At 69.6% G+C, this 15,779-nt stretch carries 15 protein-coding genes; 3 read left to right on the forward strand and 12 right to left on the reverse strand.

Translation table 11 applies throughout. From position 1 onward, the window contains the following. Nucleotides 1-19 precede the first annotated feature (19 nt). Entirely contained in the window at nt 20-1,450 is a 1,431-nt protein-coding gene (locus tag ACZ418_RS34910; protein WP_468371116.1) for a selenium-binding protein SBP56-related protein, read from the forward strand. Between the two features lie 43 nt (nt 1,451-1,493). Here the strand turns inward: ACZ418_RS34910 and ACZ418_RS34915 are convergent, their stop codons facing one another. Both ACZ418_RS34915 and ACZ418_RS34920 read right to left on the reverse strand, forming a co-directional pair. Next, nucleotides 1,494-2,231 carry an SIR2 family NAD-dependent protein deacylase gene (locus ACZ418_RS34915; RefSeq protein ID WP_468371117.1) on the reverse strand — a complete coding sequence of 246 codons (738 nt, stop codon included), beginning with the start codon at nt 2,229-2,231 and terminating at the stop codon, nt 1,494-1,496. A 118-nt stretch (nt 2,232-2,349) separates the two neighbouring features. Then, complete coding sequence (locus ACZ418_RS34920; RefSeq protein WP_468371118.1) at nt 2,350-2,949, reverse strand: TetR/AcrR family transcriptional regulator; 600 nt, start codon at nt 2,947-2,949, stop codon at nt 2,350-2,352. A gap of 148 nt (nt 2,950-3,097) precedes the next feature. On the opposite strand from ACZ418_RS34920, the gene ACZ418_RS34925 reads away from it, so the two are divergent. After that, entirely contained in the window at nt 3,098-3,616 is a 519-nt protein-coding gene (locus ACZ418_RS34925) for an ATP-binding protein (RefSeq protein WP_468371119.1), read from the forward strand. A 59-nt stretch (nt 3,617-3,675) separates the two neighbouring features. Here ACZ418_RS34925 and ACZ418_RS34930 read toward each other — a convergent pair whose 3' ends face one another. Both ACZ418_RS34930 and ACZ418_RS34935 read right to left on the reverse strand, forming a co-directional pair. Further along, the gene (locus ACZ418_RS34930; protein ID WP_468371121.1) at nt 3,676-4,170 is read right to left on the reverse strand and encodes an NUDIX domain-containing protein; all 495 of its coding nucleotides are present in this window, start codon (nt 4,168-4,170) and stop codon (nt 3,676-3,678) included. A gap of 28 nt (nt 4,171-4,198) precedes the next feature. After that, entirely contained in the window at nt 4,199-5,275 is a 1,077-nt protein-coding gene (locus tag ACZ418_RS34935; protein WP_468371123.1) for an ADP-ribosylglycohydrolase family protein, read from the reverse strand. A 176-nt stretch (nt 5,276-5,451) separates the two neighbouring features. Between ACZ418_RS34935 and ACZ418_RS34940 the strand changes: the two genes are divergently transcribed. Then, nucleotides 5,452-6,588 (forward strand): glycerate kinase, encoded by a 1,137-nt coding sequence (locus ACZ418_RS34940; RefSeq protein ID WP_468371124.1) that lies wholly within the window; start codon nt 5,452-5,454, stop codon nt 6,586-6,588. 85 nt (nt 6,589-6,673) lie between these two features. On the opposite strand, the gene pssA is transcribed toward ACZ418_RS34940, so the two are convergent. The 8 genes from pssA to ACZ418_RS34980 all read right to left on the reverse strand — a co-directional run bounded on the left by pssA (nt 6,674) and on the right by ACZ418_RS34980 (nt 15,696). Next, on the reverse strand, nt 6,674-7,495 hold the full coding sequence (pssA, locus tag ACZ418_RS34945) for a CDP-diacylglycerol--serine O-phosphatidyltransferase (protein ID WP_468371286.1): 822 nt from the start codon (nt 7,493-7,495) through the stop codon (nt 6,674-6,676). A 22-nt stretch (nt 7,496-7,517) separates the two neighbouring features. Next, nucleotides 7,518-8,174 (reverse strand): phosphatidylserine decarboxylase, encoded by a 657-nt coding sequence (locus tag ACZ418_RS34950; RefSeq protein WP_468371126.1) that lies wholly within the window; start codon nt 8,172-8,174, stop codon nt 7,518-7,520. Between the two features lie 169 nt (nt 8,175-8,343). Next, nucleotides 8,344-9,549, reverse strand: a complete 1,206-nt coding sequence (locus ACZ418_RS34955) for an acyl-CoA dehydrogenase family protein (RefSeq protein ID WP_365722813.1) — start codon at nt 9,547-9,549, stop codon at nt 8,344-8,346. A gap of 3 nt (nt 9,550-9,552) precedes the next feature. After that, nucleotides 9,553-10,080, reverse strand: a complete 528-nt coding sequence (locus ACZ418_RS34960) for a MaoC family dehydratase (protein ID WP_067303517.1) — start codon at nt 10,078-10,080, stop codon at nt 9,553-9,555. Nucleotides 10,081-10,085: 5 nt separating this feature from the next. Beyond that, nucleotides 10,086-11,051 carry an HpcH/HpaI aldolase/citrate lyase family protein gene (locus ACZ418_RS34965; protein WP_468371128.1) on the reverse strand — a complete coding sequence of 322 codons (966 nt, stop codon included), beginning with the start codon at nt 11,049-11,051 and terminating at the stop codon, nt 10,086-10,088. Continuing rightward, nucleotides 11,048-13,075: a protein meaA gene (locus ACZ418_RS34970; protein ID WP_468371130.1), complete on the reverse strand. Its 2,028-nt coding sequence runs from the start codon at nt 13,073-13,075 to the stop codon at nt 11,048-11,050. The genes ACZ418_RS34965 and ACZ418_RS34970 overlap by 4 nt, the downstream gene beginning before the upstream one ends. Before the next feature lie 9 nt (nt 13,076-13,084). Then, a complete protein-coding gene (ccrA, locus tag ACZ418_RS34975; RefSeq protein ID WP_468371288.1) occupies nt 13,085-14,422 on the reverse strand; it encodes a crotonyl-CoA carboxylase/reductase in 1,338 nt (445 codons plus the stop codon). A 455-nt stretch (nt 14,423-14,877) separates the two neighbouring features. After that, a complete protein-coding gene (locus ACZ418_RS34980) occupies nt 14,878-15,696 on the reverse strand; it encodes a TetR family transcriptional regulator (protein WP_468371131.1) in 819 nt (272 codons plus the stop codon). Nucleotides 15,697-15,779: the final 83 nt, after the last annotated feature.

The raw sequence follows: 15,779 nt of genomic DNA on the forward strand, positions 1-15,779 counted from the left end.
TTCGGGACAAGGACCAGCCATGACGACGAACGACCACGCCCACCACAACGGCGACCACAGTGACCCCACCCTGTACCGGACGCCGACGGACGCCGTCGCCGCACCTGCGGAGAAGCTCGCCTATGTCGTCGGTTTCGACCCGACCGCACAGCGCGCGGACGCGTTGTTCACCGTCGGCACCGACCCCGAATCCCCTGTCTACGGCCGTGTGATCTCCCGGGCCGAAGTGCCCGAGCCGGGCAACGAACTGCACCACTTCGGCTGGAACGCCTGCTCCAGCGCGCTGGGCCATGCCGGTCATCATCACCCCGCGCGGCGCTACCTCATCGTCCCGGGACTGCGCTCGTCCCGGCTGCACGTCTTCGACACCGGCCCTGATCCCGCCCGTCCCCGCCTGGTCAAGGTGGTCGAGCCGGAAGAGCTGGCCGCCAAGGCACGGTATTCGCGGCCCCACACACTCCACTGTGGCCCTGATGGAGTGTTCCTGTCCTGCCTGGGCGGCGCGGACGGTGCGGATGGACCCGGCGGCGTCGCGCTGCTGGACCACGAAACCTTCGACGTGCTGCGTGCCTGGGAGACCGACCGCGGACCGCAGCGGTTCGCCTACGACCTCTGGTGGCATCTGCGCCAGAACATCGCCATCACCAGCGAGTGGGGGTCCCCCTCGATGTTCGAGAACGGCCTCGTCCCCGAACTGCTGCGGGACCGCCGCTACGGCCACTCACTGCACTTCTGGGAGCTGGACTCCGGCCGGCACCTGCAGCGCGTCGATCTGGGGGACGAGAACCAGATGGTTCTGGAGCTGCGTCCCGCGCACGACCCGGAGGCAACGTGGGGGTTCGCAAACACCGTGGTCAGCGTAGAGGATCTGTCGGCGTCCGTGTGGTTGTGGAATCGCGAGGGCGAGGACTTCGTGGTCCGCAAGGTGATCACCATCCCGGCCGAGCCCGCGCGAACGGAGGACCTGCCCCCGGCGCTTCAGCCGTTCGGCGCCGTGCCGCCGTTCATCACCGATATCGACCTGTCGGTGGACGACCAGTGGCTGTACGTATCCGCATGGGGGACCGGTGACCTGCTCCAGTACGACGTGAGCGACGCGTTCCGTCCGAGGCAGACCGCGTCCGTGCGTCTCGGCGGCGTCGTCGGCCCACAGCCGCATCCCGCCGAGCCGGACGTTCCGCTGACCGGCGGAGCGCAGATGGTCGAGCTCAGCCGCGACGGACGGCGCGTGTACCTGACGAACTCCTTGTATTCCGCCTGGGACGCGCAGCTCTATCCCGCGGGCATCGACCCGTGGATGGGCAAACTCGACGCCGACACCGCCCATGGCGGGCTCTCCGTCGACAGCCGTTTCTTCCCGCACGGCCCGGACTTCCTCGGCTTCCGCGTGCACCAGACACGCCTGCAGGGTGGCGACGCATCCTCGGATTCGTACTGCTACCGCCGCTGACCGCGTACGCACCGCGCACTCGCCCGCCAAGGCCGAAGGAAGCCTAGCTGGCGCTCTCAGCGCTGATCCTGTGGAGGATTCTGGGCAGGGCGGTGCCGATCGGTTCGCGTACGACTTCGTGGGCGAGTTCGTCGTACGGCGTCGGCTCGGCGTTGACGATGATCAGACGGGCGCCGTGGTCGGCGGCGATGCCGACCAGGCCGGCGGCGGGCTGTACCTGCAGGCTGCTGCCGACGGCGATGAACAGGGTGCAGGCCTTGCTGATGGACATCGCCTCGCCGAGGACGACCGGGTCCAGTCGCTCGCCGAACATCACGGTCGCGGACTTGAGGATGCCGCCGCATTCCAGGCAGGCCGGGTCCTCCTCGCCGGCCTCGACGCGGGAGAGGGCGTCCTCCATCGGTCCGCGGGCGTGGCACCGGGTGCACACGACACTGCGTGCGCTGCCGTGCAGTTCGAGCACCTTGCGGGCGGGCATGCCGGCGAGCTGGTGCAGTCCGTCCACGTTCTGCGTGATGACCCGCACCGGGATGCCGGACTTCTCCAGCTCGGCGACGGCCCGGTGCGCGGCGTTCGGCTCGGCCTTGAGGGTGCGGTTCTTGCGCCGCATCTGCCACGAGCGGCGCCGGATCTCCGGGTCCGCCATGTAGTACTCGTATGTCACGAGCTTCTCCGCCGCCGGATCCCGCCGCCACAGCCCGTTCGGCCCGCGGTAGTCCGGGATTCCGGAGTCGGTGGAGATACCCGCGCCGCTGAGAAGGGCAAGGAGAGGCTTGTCCATGGGCCGAGAGTAGGACGCCCGTGCGATGGGGGCGAGCGGATATCGGGGCCGGGCCACCGGTCCCCGGCCGTGGGGCGGTGAGGCGCCGGTGGCCAGGGCGGCGGCTTCTGATCGAGCGTCATGCCTGGGTCCGCCATCCGGGCTCCAGGATGTCGAGGAGGGCGTGAAAGGCCTTGTCCGCCCGGTCCCAGTGGCCGTTCGCCAGCGGGGCGATCACGAGGCCGAAGGAGGCGTCCGCCAGCAGGGCGGCCTGGGTGCGGGCCCGGTCCTGGTCCATGCCGAGATCGCGGAAGACGCTGGTGAGCAGGTCCGTCCACTCGGTGACGATGTCGTGCAGGACCGGCCCGTACCGGTCCGGGTGGAGCAGGCTGGCGCTCATGATCTCGAGATACAGGGGGAGCGAGGCGCGTACGTCGGGGTCGCTGAACTGATGCCACACCTCCTCCATGAAGCGGCGGAGGCCCGCCGCGTCCCTCGGTGAGCCGAAGGCCTCCAGCAGCTCGCGGGTGCGTAGAAGAGGCCGGCGTTCGTAGCCGGCGAGGGCCTCGGCGACCATCCGCTCCTTGGAGCCGAAGTAGTACAGGAGCATGCGGTCGCTGGTGCCCAGCGCACGGGCCAGGGGCCGCAGGGAGAGGTCCGTCAGCCCGTTGCGGAGGACGTATGCGCGGACCCGGTCGAGCAGATCGCGTCGTTTGACCGGGTCGGGCGGACGCGGCATGAGGGCTCCTGAATGCGATGAGGGAAGCTCGGGCTATATGTCCCTTATGAAAACCTTTGGTGATGTCTTTACCGTAGCATCCGCTACATCTATATTTGAGGCGTAGCGACTGCTACATGTACGGTCTCTCCCCGAAGGACTGATTCCCATGGCCACACACGCCGCGCTCTCCTGGGCCACCCGGCAGTGGGCCCTGTGGTCCCGTGCGCTCGCACCGATACGACCGCTGGACGCTCCCCGTGGCCGCGCCACCGTCTGGGACGCCTCCTGGCCCCTGCCCCGGGAACTGACCTCGGCGGGCCGGGCCCGGCGGCTGGTGACCGCTCAGCTGAGCGACTGGTCCTTGGCCGACCTGTCCGACACCGCGGAGCTCCTGGTCAGCGAGGTGGTCACCAACGCCCTGCGGCACACCCGCGGGCCGCTCAGGCTCAACCTGCGGGTGCGTGACTCCCGACTGGCGTGCGAGGTGGAGGACACCGAGTCCGCCGGCCCCCTGCGCAGCGTCGTCGACACCGACGCGGAAGGCGGCCGCGGCACGGAACTCCTCGATCTGCTCGCCGATGCCTGGGGCAGCACGGAGACGGCCACGGGCAAGACCATCTGGTTCGAACTGCGATCCGAGCACCCGGCCGTGGGAAGCACCGAGAACGCCTTGATGGCGGCCTGAGCACCTTCAGCCGAGCCACGCCCGGCGCCCCGCCGCGACCACAGCCGGTGAAGGGCCGGTCACGCCACCCGGTGGCCGTTCTCCAGTTCCGCGGTGCCCGAGCCGTCCGCGAGGACGTCCAGGGCGGTCAGGACGCGGCGGCCGAGGGCGCCGGGGAGGTGGTCGGTGATCTCCTCGCGCGGGACCAGCCGCCAGGACAGCAGCTCCTCCTCCTGGAGGCGGATCGCCTTCAGCTCGGCCTCCGTGAGGACTCCGCCGTCGTACAGGTACGCCACCAGCGGGGGCCGGCCCGTTCCGTGCACCCAGTCCACGGCCAGCAGCCGGCCCGGCTCCCGGTCGAGCCCGATCTCCTCCAGCGTCTCCCGGCGCGCGCCCTGGCGCGGGGTCTCCCCGTCGTCCGACTCGATCGTGCCGCCCGGAAGCGCCCAGCCCTCGCGGTAGTTGGGCTCGACCAGCAGCACACGCCCCTCGGAGTCCCGGAAGAGCACGGCCGCACCGGCGAGGACACGGGGCAGGCTCGCGATGTACGTGGCGAAGTCAGGAGTCGTGGTCATTGGGGAAGGGTAACCAGGCGCGGGGCGGCTACCGGCCCGTCGTCGCCAGGCGCAGGGTGCGTTCCGCCAGCGCACTGATCCGTACGGAGTCGAAGCCGAACACCGCGCTCCGTACCGTGTCCTGAAGCGGGTCCTTCCACTGGGCCGGGATCGCGTCCGCACCTGTGAGCACCCCGGCCACCGAGCCCGCCGTGGCCCCGTTGGAGTCGGTGTCCAGGCCGCCGCGCACGGTCAGGGCGATGGTCCGGGTGAAGTCGCCGTCGCCGTACAGCAGCCCGGCGGTGAGGACGGCGGCGTTCGGGACGGTGTGGATCCAGCCGAGCCCGGCCGTCTCCGCGGCCAGGGTGGCCAGGGTCTCCTCCCATGGCAGCCGCGTCTCGTGCAGGGTCATGGCCCGCCGTACGGTACGGGCGAGCCGGCTGCTCGCCGGGATCACGCCGAGAGCCGTGTCGAGTGCGTCGCGCACGGTGGGGGCGGTGAAGGCGGCGGCGATCAGCGCAGCCGCCCACATGGCGCCGTACACGCCGTTCCCGGTGTGCGAGAGCACCGCGTCCCGGCGGGCGAGGCCGGCGGCGGCCGCGGGGTCGCCGGGGTGGGTCCAGCCGTGGACGTCGGCGCGGATCAGCGCGCCGATCCACTCCTGGTACGGGTTGTCGTAGGTCGCCGTCAGCGGGGGCTTCAGCCCGTTGGCGAGATTGCGGTAGGCGGCCCGTTCCGCGGTGAAGGTCTGCAGATACGGCAGCCGCAGCAGCCACAGGTCGCCGACCTGCTCGGTGCTGAAGCCGAAGCCGTACGTCTCCAGCAGGTGCAGACCGAGGACCGCGTAGTCGACGTCGTCGTCGCGCACACTGCCGTGGATCCGGCCGCGCACGCACTCGCGCCACTCCGGGCGCAGTGCGGCGGCCTCGGCCGGGTCGGCGGGCTCGGGCAGGTAGTCGGTGAGCGGCAGCGCCTCGGCCGTGCGCAGATAGCGATCGATGCGCTCGCGGGTCCACACCTCGCCCTGCTCCACCGGCTTGCCGAGCATGTTGCCCGCGATCCGGCCGAGCCAGCCGCCATGGATGCGGTCGGCGAGGGCGGCGGACTGCGGGAGCCGGCTGGTCATGGCTGGGATCTACCCGTTTTCCGCATGCTCCTCCCAGCCGGTTCCCAGCCGGTTCCCAGCCTTCGGTCGCAGCATGACGAGGGGGGTCTCCTCCGGTTAAGGTCGCAGCGGCGCGACTGGCCCCGACGTGCGCGGGGCCCGGAGAGCAAGGGGAAAGCAAGGTGGCGGACGCTGCAGTGAACGAGACCCGTCGGGTGCTCATCGCCGCGGACAAGTTCAAGGGCTCGCTGACGGCCGTGCAGGTAGCCGAGCGGGTGACGGCCGGGCTGCGCCGGGTCGTGCCGGATCTTCGCATCGAGGCGCTCCCCGTGGCCGACGGCGGCGACGGAACCGTGGACGCCGCGGTCGCGGCCGGTTTCGAGCGCCGCGAGGTGCGGGTCGCCGGGCCGCTGGGCCAGGAGGTGACCGCCGCGTTCGCGCTGCGCGAGGGGACCGCGGTGGTGGAGATGGCCGAGGCGAGCGGCCTCCAGCGGCTCCCGGCCGGGGTCTTCGCGCCCCTGACGGCCTCCACGTACGGCTCCGGCGAGCTGCTGCGCGCCGCGCTCGACGCGGGCGCCCGGACGATCGTGTTCGGTGTCGGCGGCAGCGCCACGACGGACGGCGGCGCGGGAATGCTGTCCGCGCTGGGCGCGCGCTTCCTGAACGAGGACGGCGAGCCGGTGTCGCCGGGCGGCGGCGGGCTGACGGAGCTCGCCCGCACCGACCTGTCCGAACTGGACCCGCGGCTGTCCTCGGTGGAGCTGGTGCTGGCGAGCGACGTCGACAATCCGCTGACCGGGCCCAAGGGCGCGCCGGCGGTGTACGGCCCGCAGAAGGGCGCCTCGCCGGACGACGTGGAAACCTTGGACGCGGCCCTCGCCCACTTCGCCAAGGTGCTGGAGGCCGAGGTCGGGCCGCGGGCGGCGGAGTACGCGGCATCGCCGGGCGCGGGGGCGGCGGGCGGCATCGGGTACGGCGCGCTGCTGCTGGGCGCCCGTTTCCGGCCCGGTATCGAGGTCATGCTGGACGTGCTGGGCTTCGCGCCCGCGCTGGAGCGGGCCTCGCTGGTGATCACCGGTGAGGGCTCGCTGGACGAGCAGACGCTGCACGGGAAGGCCCCGGCGGGTGTTGCTGCCGCGGCTCGCTCCGCGGGGAGGACCGTGGTGGCTGTGTGCGGACGGCTCGCTCTGTCGCCGGAGGCGTTGCTGCGGGCGGGGATCGAGAGGGCGTACCCGTTGACCTCCGTCGAGCCGGACGTGGCCAGGTGCATCGCGGACGCGGGGCCGATTCTCGAGCGGGTCGCCGTGCGGATCGCCGAGGACCACCTGGGCTGAGGCCCCTGGGCGGAGCCCCCAGGTGGGCCACACAAGCGAGGGGCCCCGAACCGTTCCCTGGTCCGGGGCCCCTGCCAAAGCGCCGCTACGGCAACTGCGCCGCCCGCGCCTCGCGCCGGTTGTCGCGGAAGTTGTTCACCCGCCGAGCCGTGGCGAACAACGGAATCACGGCGCCCATGACCAGCTGGAGCGCGCAGCCCGTCTGGAGCAGCAGCTGCCCGCTGGGCGCGTCGAAGGCCCAGGCCGCCAGCAGGCCCATCGACAGGACGATCCACGCGAGCATGGCCCCGGCCAGGCGGCCCCTGGGCTTCGGGTACTCCACCCGGCTCACCATCAGCCACGCCGTACCGAGGATCGCCAGCAGCGTCGCCACGAAGGGCAGCTCCAGCAGCACGATGGAGACCACCGTCAGCGCCCCGAAGGGGCTGGGCATGCCCTGGAACATGCCGTCCTTCATGGTCACGCAGGAGAAGCGCGCCAGCCGGAGGACGACCGCCAGGAGCACCACGATTGCCCCCAGCGCCGCCACTCTCTGGTGCGCGTCGTCCGCGACCATGCCGTAGACGAGGACGAAGTACGCGGGCGCGAGCCCGAAGCTGATCAGGTCGGAGAGGTTGTCCAGCTCCGCGCCCATCGGCGACGAGCGCAGCTTCCGGGCCACCAGTCCGTCGAACAGGTCGAAGACGGCCGCGCAGAGCATCAGGATGACGGCCGTGGCGGCGCTGTGCCGCGCCATGCCCGCGGACTCGTCGTTCCCGGTCAGGTGCGGGATCAGGATGCCGGTGGTGGTGAAGTACACCGCCATGAACCCGCACGTGGCGTTGCCCAGGGTGAGGGTGTCCGCTATCGACAGGCGGAGAGAGAGGGGCATCTCCTCCTCGTCGTCCACCTCGTCGGCCTCGGGCACCCAGCCGGCCTGGGTCTCCGGATCAATCACGGTCAATGCGAGTCACCCCAGCCACGGTCTTCTGGCCGACCTCGACCGCGACCTCCACGCCCTTGGGCAGGTAGAGGTCGACACGCGAGCCGAAGCGGATCAGACCGATACGGTCGCCCTGCTCGACCTTCGTGCCGGTGGGGATGTAGGGCACGATGCGGCGGGCCACCGCGCCGGCGATCTGGATCATCTCGATGTCGCCGAGTTCGGTGTCGAAATGCCAGACTACGCGCTCGTTGTTCTCGCTCTCCTTGTTGAAAGCCGGAACAAAGCCGCCGGGGATGTGCTCGACGGATGTCACCGTGCCCGCGAGGGGTGCACGGTTGACGTGGACGTTCAGCGGGCTCATGAAGATCGCGACGCGGGTGCGCCCGTCCTTCCACGGCATGATGCTCTGCACCACACCGTCGGCGGGCGAGATCACCCGGCCGGAGCCGATCTCGCGCTCGGGGTCGCGGAAGAACCACAGCATGCCCGCGGCGAGCGCGGTGGCGGGCACGGCCACGGCCTTGGCCGCGCCGGAGCGGCGGGCGCGGGCCAGGCTGAGTGCTGCGGTGGCGACGGTCGGGAGAAGCCACGGCGATGCTCCGCGCGCGAGGCGTACGCCGGCTCGGCTGTCGCGAGGTGCAGAGGTTTGGCTGTGGGGCATGGATGACCTTCGTAGCGGATGATGCCGCGCAAGACGGGGGACGGCGGCTTTCCCGGGATCGTACCGGTCGCGGGCCGCAACTGGGCAAGCCAGGCTGCCGAGTCGACGGCCGAACTACGTCTACGGGGTGTGATCTTCTTCTCGAAGAAAACACCCCGTATACGGACAATCAGCCCTGGAATCGATACTCTTCGAGCAGCCTGCGACCGATGATCATTTTCTGGATCTCGGCGGTACCTTCACCGATGAGCAGCATCGGAGCCTCCCGGTAGAGGCGCTCGATCTCGTACTCCTTGGAGAAGCCGTAGCCGCCGTGGATGCGGAAGGCGTCCTCCACGACCTCCTTGCAGTACTCCGAGGCCAGGTACTTCGCCATTCCGGCCTCGAGGTCGTTTCGCTGGCCGGAGTCCTTCTTGCGGGCCGCGTTGACCATCATCGCATGGGCGGCCTCGACCTTGGTGGCCATCTCCGCCAGCTTGAACTGGATGGCCTGGTGCTGGGCGATCGGCTTGCCGAAGGTGTGCCGCTGCTGGGCGTACTGGACACCGAGTTCGAAGGCACGCTGAGCGACGCCGCAGCCACGGGCCGCGACGTTGACCCGGCCGACCTCGACGCCGTCCATCATTTGGTAAAAACCTCGGCCGGTGACGCCGCCGAGCACCCGATCGGCCGGTACCCGCAGGCCGTCCATGATGAGTTCGGTGGTGTCGACGCCCTTGTAGCCCATCTTCTCGATCTTGCCGGGGATGGTCAGACCCGGTCGGACCTCGCCGAAGCCCGGCTCCTTCTCGATCAGGAAGGTCGTCATGGACTTGTGGGGCGCGGTGCCCTCGGGGTGTCCTTCGTCACTGCGGACGAGGACGGCGACGAGGGAGGACGTGCCACCGTTCGTCAGCCACATCTTCTGGCCGTTCAGGACGTACTCGTCGCCGTCCTTGACCGCCTTCGACGTGATCGCCGACACATCGGAGCCCAGGCCCGGCTCCGACATCGAGAATGCGCCCCGGATGTCGCCGGCCGCCATCCTCGGCAGGAAGTGGTCCTTCTGCTCCTGCGTGCCGTGCTGCTTGAGCATGTACGCGACGATGAAGTGGGTGTTGATGATGCCGGACACCGACATCCAGCCGCGGGCGATCTCCTCCACGCACAGCGCGTAGGTCAGGAGCGACTCGCCCAGGCCCCCGTACTCCTCGGGGATCATCAGACCGAACAGGCCGAGTTCCTTCAGGCCGTCCACGATCTGCTGCGGGTACTCGTCGCGGTGCTCCAGCTCGGTCGCGACAGGAATGATCTCCTTGTCGACAAAGTCCCGCACGGTGGAGAGGATCTCCTGCTGGACGTCGGTCAGACCGGCGGTCTGGGCGAGACGGGCCATGGCTTACTTCTCCGTGTTCTTTTCCGCAGGTGCGGTCAGCTCCGGGCGGCCGGGCTGCTCGCCGCCGCGCTCCTTGATGTACGTCTCGGTCGGCACCATCACCTTGCGGCGGAACACGCACACGAGCGTGCCGTCCTGCTTGTAGCCCTTGGTCTCGACGTAGACGATCCCGCGGTCGTTCTTCGACTTCGACGGCCACTTGTCCAGCACGGTCGTCTCGCCGTAGATCGTGTCGCCGTGGAAGGTCGGCGCCACGTGCTTGAGCGACTCGATCTCCAGGTTGGCGATCGCCTTGCCGGAGATGTCCGGCACGGACATGCCGAGCAGCAGGGAGTAGATGTAGTTCCCGACGACGACGTTCTTGCCGAAGTCCGTCGTCTTCTCCGCATAGTTCGTGTCCATGTGGAGCGGGTGGTGGTTCATGGTGAGCAGACAGAACAGGTGGTCGTCGTACTCCGTGACCGTCTTGCCCGGCCAGTGCTTGTACGTCGCCCCGACCTCGAACTCCTCGTACGTGCGTCCGAACTGCATCGCGCTCAGGCCTCCGGGATCTCGAACTTCGACGTGCGCTGCATGCCGGCGGCCCGGCCCTTGCCGGAGATGACCAGCGCCATCTTGCGGCTGGCCTCGTCGATCATCTCGTCGCCGAGCATCGCGGAGCCCTTCTTGCCGCCCGCCTCGGACGTGTAGTAGTCGTACGCGTCCAGGATCAGCTCGGCGTGGTCGTAGTCCTCCTGGGAGGGCGAGAAGATCTCGTTGGAGGCCTCGACCTGGCCCGGGTGCAGCACCCACTTGCCGTCGAAGCCGAGGGCGGCGGCGCGCTGGGCGACCTCGCGGTAGCCCTCCACGTTGCGGATCTGCAGGTAGGGGCCGTCGATCGCCTGGAGGTTGTTGGCGCGGGCGGCCATCAGGATCTTCATCAGGATGTAGTGGTAGGCGTCCGCCGGGTAGCCGGGCGGCTGCTCGCCCACGACGAGGGACTTCATGTTGATGGAGGCCATGAAGTCGGCCGGGCCGAAGATGATGGTCTCGATGCGCGGGGAGGCCTGCGCGATCGCGTTGACGTTGTTCAGGCCCTGCGCGTTCTCGATCTGCGCCTCGATGCCGATCTTGCCGACCTCGAAGCCCATGGTCTTCTCGATCTGGGTCAGCAGGAGGTCCAGGGCCACGATCTGCTCGGCGTTCTGGACCTTCGGCAGCATGATGCAGTCGAGGTTCTGGCCGGCCCCCTCGACGACCGTGACGACGTCGCGGTACGTCCACTCGGTCGTCCAGTCGTTGACGCGTACGACGCGCGTCTTGCCCGTCCAGTCGCCCTCGTTGAGGAACTTGACGATGGTGTGCCGCGCCTCGGGCTTGGCGAGCGGCGCACAGGCGTCCTCCAGGTCCAGGAAGACCTGGTCCGCCGGGAGGCCCTGCGCCTTCTCCAGGAAGCGCGGGTTGCTGCCCGGTACGGCCAGGCAGGAGCGCCGCGGGCGAAGGCGGTTGACAGGGGTGGTCATGCGGGGACCTCCAGGGGGTCGAGCTTGTTCGCTTTCCGGATCTCGTCGACGATTCGGCCGATGATCCCGGTGATGTCGAAGTCCTTCGGGGTGAAGACGGCGGCCACTCCGGCGGCCCTGAGCTGCTCGGCGTCACCATTCGGGATGATGCCACCGGCGATCACCGGTATATCTGTGGCACCGGCCACACGCAGCCGCTGGAGTACGTCCGGCACCAGCTGGGCGTGCGAGCCGGACAGGATCGACAGGCCCACCGCGTGCACGTCCTCGGCCAGGGCGGCGTCCACGATCTGTTCGGGCGTCAGCCGGATGCCCTGGTAGACCACCTCGAAGCCGGCGTCACGCGCGCGTACGGCGATCTGCTCGGCGCCGTTGGAGTGCCCGTCCAGGCCCGGCTTGCCGACCAGGAAGCGCAGCTTGCCGACGCCGAGTTCGCGGGCGGTGGCGTCCACCTTGGCGCGGACCTCGGCGAGCGCGGAGCCCGGCTCGGCGGCGACCGCCACCGGAGCGGAGGAGACCCCGGTGGGCGCCCGGTACTCGCCGAACACCTCGCGCAGGGCGCCGGCCCACTCGCCGGTCGTGACCCCGGCGCGGGCGCACTCCAGCGTGGCCTCCATCAGGTTGTCGGTGCCCTTGGCGGCCTCCTTCAGCCGCTCCAGCGCCTTGCAGGGGCGCGGGTGGTTGAAGGGCGGCTGGTAGCGGGTGTCGCGCCAGTTCTGGAGCGAGGCGATGACCCGGGCCTCGACCGCCGGGTCGACCGTCATGATCGCGGTGTCCAGGTCGGCCGTGAGCGGGTTGGGCTCGGTGCCCTCGAAGGCGTTGACGCCGACGATCTTCTCCTGGCCGGACTCGATCCGGGCCCGGCGCTCGGCGTGCGAGGAGACCAGCTGGGACTTCAGGTAGCCGGACTCCACGGCGGCCATCGCGCCGCCCATCTCCTGGATGCGGTCGATCTCGGTGAGGGCGTCGGTGACCAGCTGGTCCACCTTGGCCTCGATCACCTTCGAGCCCTCGAAGATGTCCTCGTACTCCAGCAGATCGCTCTCGTACGCCAGCACCTGCTGGATGCGCAGCGACCACTGCTGGTCCCAGGGGCGGGGCAGGCCCAGCGCCTCGTTCCAGGCCGGCAGCTGCACGGCACGCGCGCGTGCGTCCTTGGAGAGGGTCACGGCGAGCATCTCCAGCACGATCCGCTGGACGTTGTTCTCCGGCTGGGCCTCGGTCAGGCCGAGGGAGTTGACCTGGACGCCGTAGCGGAACCGGCGCTGCTTGGGGTCCTGGATGCCGTACCGCTCACGGGTGACCTTGTCCCAGATGCGGCCGAACGCCCGCATCTTGCACATCTCCTCGATGAAGCGGACGCCCGCGTTCACGAAGAAGGAGATGCGGGCGACCACGTCACCCATGCGCTCCTGCGGCACCTGGCCGGAGTCGCGCACGGCGTCGAGGACGGCGATCGCGGTGGACATCGCGTACGCGATCTCCTGCACCGGCGTGGCCCCGGCCTCCTGCAGGTGGTAGCTGCAGATGTTGATCGGGTTCCACTTCGGGATGTGGGAGACCGTGTACGCGATCATGTCCGTCGTCAGGCGGAGCGAGGGCCCCGGCGGGAAGACATGCGTCCCGCGGGACAGGTACTCCTTGACGATGTCGTTCTGGGTCGTGCCCTGGAGCTTGGTGATGTCCGCGCCCTGCTCCTCGGCGACGACCTGGTAGAGCGCCAGCAGCCACATGGCGGTGGCGTTGATCGTCATCGAGGTGTTCATCTGCTCCAGGGGGATGTCCTGGAACAGCCGGCGCATGTCACCGAGGTGCGCGACGGGCACGCCCACCCGGCCGACCTCGCCGCGGGCGAGGATGTGGTCGGGGTCGTAGCCGGTCTGCGTCGGCAGGTCGAACGCCACCGACAGACCGGTCTGGCCCTTGGCGAGGTTGCGTCGGTACAGCTCGTTGGACGCCTCGGCCGTGGAGTGGCCGGCGTACGTCCGCATGAGCCACGGACGGTCCTTCTGACGCTCTGTCATCTGTGGCCCTCAGACGTTCCGGAAGCGGTTGATGGCGTCGATGTGCTGGGCGCGCATCTCCTCGTCGCGCACGCCGAGGCCTTCCTCGGGGGCGAGGCAGAGCACGCCGACCTTGCCCTGGTGCAGGTTGCGGTGGACGTCGTACGCGGCCTGGCCGGTGTCCTCCAGGGAGTAGACCTTCGACAGGGTCGGGTGGATCTTGCCCTTGGCGATGAGGCGGTTGGCCTCCCAGGCCTCGCGGTAGTTGGCGAAGTGGGAGCCGATGATCCGCTTCAGCGACATCCACAGGTAGCGGTTGTCGTACTCGTGGTTGTACCCGGAGGTCGAGGCGCAGGTGACGATCGTGCCGCCCTTGCGGGTGACGTACACGGAGGCGCCGAAGGTCTCGCGGCCGGGGTGCTCGAAGACGATGTCGACGTCCTCGCCGCCGGTGAGCTCACGGATGCGCTTGCCGAAGCGCTTCCACTCCTTGGGGTCCTGGGTGTGCTCGTCCTTCCAGAACCTGTAGCCCTCGGCGCTGCGGTCGATGATCAGCTCGGCGCCCATCTTCCGGCAGATCTCCGCCTTCTGCTCGCTGGAGACCACGCAGATCGGGGTGGCGCCGCCGGCGAGCGCGAACTGGGTGGCGTAACTGCCGAGGCCGCCGCTCGCACCCCAGATCAGGACGTTGTCGCCCTGCTTCATCTGGGCGCCGTTGCGGGAGACCAGCTGGCGGTAGGCGGTGGAGTTCACCAGGCCCGGGGCCGCGGCCTCCTCCCAGCTCAGGTGCGCGGGCTTCGGCATCAGCTGGTTGGACTTGACCAGTGCGATCTCGGCGAGGCCGCCGAAGTTGGTCTCGAAGCCCCAGATGCGCTGCTCGGGGTCGAGCATGGTGTCGTTGTGGCCGTCGGAGGACTCCAGCTCGACGGACAGGCAGTGGGCGACGACCTCGTCACCGGGCTTCCAGGCGTTGACGCCGGGGCCGGTGCGCAGGACCACGCCCGCGAGGTCGGAGCCGATGATGTGGTACGGCAGGTCGTGGCGGCGGGTCAGCTCGCTGAGCTTGCCGTAGCGCTCCAGGAAGCCGAACGTCGGCAGGGGCTCGAAGATCGAGGTCCACACCGAGTTGTAGTTGACCGAGGAGGCCATGACGGCCACCAGGGCCTCGCCCGGGCCCAGCTCGGGCACGGGAACGTCGTCCAGGTGGATCGACTTGCGCGGGTCCTTGTCGCGGGTCTGAAGGCCCGCGAACATCTCCGTCTCGTCCTTGTGCACGGTGATCGCGCGGTACGACTCGGGGAGCGGCAGGGCGGCGAAGTCGGCGGACGTGGCGTCCTTCGACTGGATCGCGTCCAGGATGTCCTTCACGGTCACGGTGTTGCCTCCGGCGGTGAGCGCCCTGAGGGAGGGGCGCTGAGGGTTCGTCGGTGCTGCTGCTGGGAGTGCTGCTGAGGGTTTTGGGAGGGTGCCGTCGGTTCGGCTCGGTGGTGCTTCGGCAGCGCTTTGTGGCGCAGGAGGTTGCCTGTGACGCAGGCGTCCGGGCGCGCGGGCCGTGGGCCCTTGGGGACAGCCGGCGAGCGAACGGTCTCTGCTCGCCGGCCGCCCGGACACCATCAACGTATGACACCGCGTGTCAGGCTGCAAGGCACTGAGTGCCAGAGATTGGGCTCAGGTGAAATCTTTACGTAACAAATGAGCGATGATCGATCGAACGGGGCCTGAAATCTCCTCGAAAACGGGCCCTGACATGGCAAAACGGCCACCCGGTCGGGTGGCCGTCGTCACAGCGGGGGAGTCGGCTCGGTGCTCCTCGCGAGCCTCGCTCAGCGCTCCTTCAGCGCCTCCTCGATGGTCCGCATGACCTCGTCCAGCGGCGCATCGGTACGGGCGACCGTGACGAGCACCTCGCCGTGCGTGGAGGCCGTCGCCGGGGCGGTGGTGGCCGGCTGGGGGGCCGAGCTGCGTCCGGCGCCGATGCCGGTGCCGAAGGTCTTGCGGACGATCGCGAAGGCGTGGTCGAGCTGCGCCTCGACGTCGCCCTGGCCGCCCGCCCGCAGCCAGCGCCGCAGGACGTGGTTGTGGGCGGTGACGACGGCGGAGGCGGCCACCTCGGCCAGCAGCGGGTCGTCGTTGGCGTCGTCGGCGTGCGCGTGCTCGTCGAAGTGGCCCAGGAGATAGCGGGTGAACAGGCGCTCGTAGCGGGCCACCGAGGCGATCTCGGCCTCCCTGAGGGTCGGCACCTCGCGGGTGAGCTTGTAGCGGGCGACCGAGATCTCCGGGGCGGCCGCGTACATCCGCATGACTTCCTTGATGCCACGGCACACGGTGTCGAGCGGGTGCTCGTGCGCGGGGGCGGCGTTGAGCACCGCCTCGGCGCGGATCAGGGTGTCGTCGTGGTCCGGGAAGATCGCCTCTTCCTTGGAGCGGAAGTGGCGGAAGAAGGTACGGCGGGCGACCCCGGCGGCGGCCGCGATCTCGTCGACGGTGGTCGCCTCGTACCCCTTGGTCGCGAACAGCTCCATGGCTGCGGCCGCCAGTTCTCGGCGCATCTTGAGCCGCTGGGCGGCGGCGCGACTGCCTGCGGCACTTTCCGGCGCGTCGGGCGTAGCTGGTGTACGTGAGGACTTGGCGGGCTGGGACATGACCCGAACGTACTGCATGTGCGCAGTTCGGTGCGCGGGTGAGGGGTTTCCCCCGCTCCGGGAGCCGCCCCCGCCCCAGGAGG

It is taken from the genome of Streptomyces sp. NPDC030820 (assembly GCF_055572075.1).

Coding starts and splice junctions, on each gene's coding strand:
- ACZ418_RS34910 (WP_468371116.1), top strand. CDS start 20: ATGACGACGAACGACCACGCCCACCACAACGGCGACCACAGTGACCCC.
- ACZ418_RS34915 (WP_468371117.1), bottom strand. CDS start 2,231: ATGGACAAGCCTCTCCTTGCCCTTCTCAGCGGCGCGGGTATCTCCACC.
- ACZ418_RS34920 (WP_468371118.1), bottom strand. CDS start 2,949: ATGCCGCGTCCGCCCGACCCGGTCAAACGACGCGATCTGCTCGACCGG.
- ACZ418_RS34925 (WP_468371119.1), top strand. CDS start 3,098: ATGGCCACACACGCCGCGCTCTCCTGGGCCACCCGGCAGTGGGCCCTG.
- ACZ418_RS34930 (WP_468371121.1), bottom strand. CDS start 4,170: ATGACCACGACTCCTGACTTCGCCACGTACATCGCGAGCCTGCCCCGT.
- ACZ418_RS34935 (WP_468371123.1), bottom strand. CDS start 5,275: ATGACCAGCCGGCTCCCGCAGTCCGCCGCCCTCGCCGACCGCATCCAT.
- ACZ418_RS34950 (WP_468371126.1), bottom strand. CDS start 8,174: ATGCCCCACAGCCAAACCTCTGCACCTCGCGACAGCCGAGCCGGCGTA.
- ACZ418_RS34955 (WP_365722813.1), bottom strand. CDS start 9,549: ATGGCCCGTCTCGCCCAGACCGCCGGTCTGACCGACGTCCAGCAGGAG.
- ACZ418_RS34960 (WP_067303517.1), bottom strand. CDS start 10,080: ATGCAGTTCGGACGCACGTACGAGGAGTTCGAGGTCGGGGCGACGTAC.
- ACZ418_RS34965 (WP_468371128.1), bottom strand. CDS start 11,051: ATGACCACCCCTGTCAACCGCCTTCGCCCGCGGCGCTCCTGCCTGGCC.
- ACZ418_RS34970 (WP_468371130.1), bottom strand. CDS start 13,075: ATGACAGAGCGTCAGAAGGACCGTCCGTGGCTCATGCGGACGTACGCC.
- ACZ418_RS34980 (WP_468371131.1), bottom strand. CDS start 15,696: ATGTCCCAGCCCGCCAAGTCCTCACGTACACCAGCTACGCCCGACGCG.